This is a genomic window from Promicromonospora alba (assembly GCF_042654905.1).
GTDB classification, from domain to species: domain Bacteria; phylum Actinomycetota; class Actinomycetes; order Actinomycetales; family Cellulomonadaceae; genus Promicromonospora; species Promicromonospora alba.
Map to the genome: position 1 here is coordinate 1 of NZ_JBHSFI010000017.1, position 3,112 is coordinate 3,112.

Below are 3,112 nucleotides of genomic sequence, written 5' to 3' on the forward strand. Positions count from 1 at the left end.
TAACAGTGTTGATGTGTTGTGAAGTTATCGGCAGTTAGTACCGGTCAGCTCCGACAGTCTTTAGTCCTGTCTTCCACATCCGGCCTATCAACCCAGTGGTCTGCTGGGTGCCTCTCACACCACAAGGGTGTATGGAAACCTCATCTCGAAGCAGGCTTCCCGCTTAGATGCTTTCAGCGGTTATCCCTTCCGAACGTAGCCAACCAGCCATGCTCCTGGCGGAACAACTGGCACACCAGAGGTTCGTCCGTCCCGGTCCTCTCGTACTAGGGACAGCCCTTCTCAAGTTTCCTGCGCGCGCAGCGGATAGGGACCGAACTGTCTCACGACGTTCTAAACCCAGCTCGCGTACCGCTTTAATGGGCGAACAGCCCAACCCTTGGGACCTACTCCAGCCCCAGGATGCGACGAGCCGACATCGAGGTGCCAAACCATGCCGTCGATATGGACTCTTGGGCAAGATCAGCCTGTTATCCCCGGGGTACCTTTTATCCGTTGAGCGACGGCGCTTCCACAAGCCACCGCCGGATCACTAGTTCCGACTTTCGTCCCTGCTCGACCTGTCGGTCTCACAGTCAAGCTCCCTTGTGCACTTGCACTCGATACCTGATTGCCAACCAGGCTGAGGGAACCTTTGAGCGCCTCCGTTACATTTTAGGAGGCAACCGCCCCAGTTAAACTACCCACCAGGCACTGTCCCTGATCCGGATTACGGACCGAGGTTAGACATCCGAAGCGATCAGAGTGGTATTTCAACAATGACTCCACCCGAGCTGGCGCCCTGGCTTCACAGTCTCCCACCTATCCTACACAAACCGCACCGAACACCAATACCAAGCTATAGTAAAGGTCCCGGGGTCTTTCCGTCCTGCTGCGCGTAACGAGCATCTTTACTCGTAGTGCAATTTCGCCGAGTTCGCGGTTGAGACAGCGGAGAAGTCGTTACGCCATTCGTGCAGGTCGGAACTTACCCGACAAGGAATTTCGCTACCTTAGGATGGTTATAGTTACCACCGCCGTTTACTGGGGCTTAAATTCTGAGCTTCGCCCGAAGGCTGACTCGTCCTCTTAACCTTCCAGCACCGGGCAGGCGTCAGTCCGTATACATCGTCTTGCGACTTCGCACGGACCTGTGTTTTTAGTAAACAGTCGCTTCTCCCTGGTCTCTGCGGCCCTCCCCGCGTCCCCCAGCAAGTGGGTTAACGGTTCAGGCCCCCCTTCTCCCGAAGTTACGGGGGCATTTTGCCGAGTTCCTTAACCACGATTCTCTCGATCGCCTTAGTATTCTCTACCTGACCACCTGAGTCGGTTTAGGGTACGGGCGGCTAGTCCCTCGCGTCGAGGCTTTTCTAGGCAGCATAGGATCACCAGATTCCCGCATACACGGTCTCTATCAGCTCTCACCCTTATATGCCCCACGGATTTGCCTATGGGACGGGCTACGACCTTGGACATGGACAACCATCGCCACGCCTGGCTACCTTCCTGCGTCACCCCTGTTAACACGCTTACCTACTACCGGATCAGGTCCCACGCCTCGCCCACGATGACACCCGAAGGTGTCGGTGCAGGTCCGGGGTGGTTAGTATCACCGGGCTCGGTATGGGCGGTACTTCGCCGGTAGGAGAATATCAACTCCTTGTCCATCGACTACGCCTGTCGGCCTCGCCTTAGGTCCCGACTTACCCAGGGCGGATGAACCTGGCCCTGGAACCCTTGGTCATTCGGCGGACGGGATTCACACCCGTCATTCGCTACTCATGCCTGCATTCTCACTCGTGTAGGCTCCACCGCTGGATCACTCCGCGACTTCACTGCCCACACGACGCTCCCCTACCCACCCACACACCTGAACACACAGAACAAGTCTGGTGCTGGGCTAACGTGTGAGTGCCACGGCTTCGGTGGTGTGCTTGAGCCCCGCTACATTGTCGGCGCGGAATCACTTGACCAGTGAGCTATTACGCACTCTTTCAAGGGTGGCTGCTTCTAAGCCAACCTCCTGGTTGTCTGTGCAACTCCACATCCTTTCCCACTGAGCACACGCTTTGGGACCTTAGCCGATGATCTGGGCTGTTTCCCTCTCGACCACGGAGCTTATCCCCCGCAGTCTCACTGCCGCGCTTACGACTTACCGGCATTCGGAGTTTGGCTGACGTCAGTAACCTGGTGAGGCCCATTAGCCATCCAGTAGCTCTACCTCCGGTAAGAAACACGCGACGCTGCACCTAAATGCATTTCGGGGAGAACCAGCTATCACGAAGTTTGATTGGCCTTTCACCCCTAACCACAGGTCATCCCCCAGGTTTTCAACCCTGGTGGGTTCGGTCCTCCACGCCGTCTTACCGGCGCTTCAACCTGCCCATGGCTAGATCACTTCGCTTCGGGTCTAGACCCGGCGACTCAATCGCCCTATTCGGACTCGCTTTCGCTACGGATACCCCACACGGGTTAACCTCGCCACCGAGCACTAACTCGCAGGCTCATTCTTCAAAAGGCACGCCGTCACCCCTACCAAGGAGGCTCCGACGGATTGTAGGCACATGGTTTCAGGTACTATTTCACTCCCCTCCCGGGGTACTTTTCACCTTTCCCTCACGGTACTTGTCCGCTATCGGTCACTAGGTAGTATTTAGGCTTAGCAAGTGGTCTTGCCAGATTCACACGAGATTTCACGGGCCCCGTGCTACTTGGGATCCCCTCAACCAGGCCGCACCATTTCGTCTACGGGACTCCCACCCACTACGGTCCGGTATTCAACCCGGTTCGACTATGACACGGCTTTCTTACTGGCTGAAGAACTGTCAGATTCTTCCAGAAGGTCCCACAACCCCGCACACGCAACGCCTGACAGCTTGACACGCATACGGTTTGGCCTCATCCGCTTTCGCTCGCCACTACTCACGGAATATCTCTTCCTGTCGGTACTGAGATGTTTCACTTCCCGACGTTCCCTCCACACGCCCTATACATTCAGGCGCGGGTAACCGAACATGACTTCGGCTGGGTTCCCCCATTCGGAGACCCTCGGATCACAGCTCGTCTGCCAACTCCCCGAGGATTATCGCAGGCTACAACGTCCTTCTTCGGCTCCTAGTGCCAAGGCATCCAC

General features: G+C 56.6%; 1 rRNA gene. It reads right to left on the reverse strand.

The features are described 5' to 3' along the window. Positions 1 to 15: 15 nt before the first annotated feature. Positions 16 to 3,112: ribosomal RNA gene (locus ACFO6V_RS28785) — 23S ribosomal RNA — on the reverse strand; the annotation flags it as partial.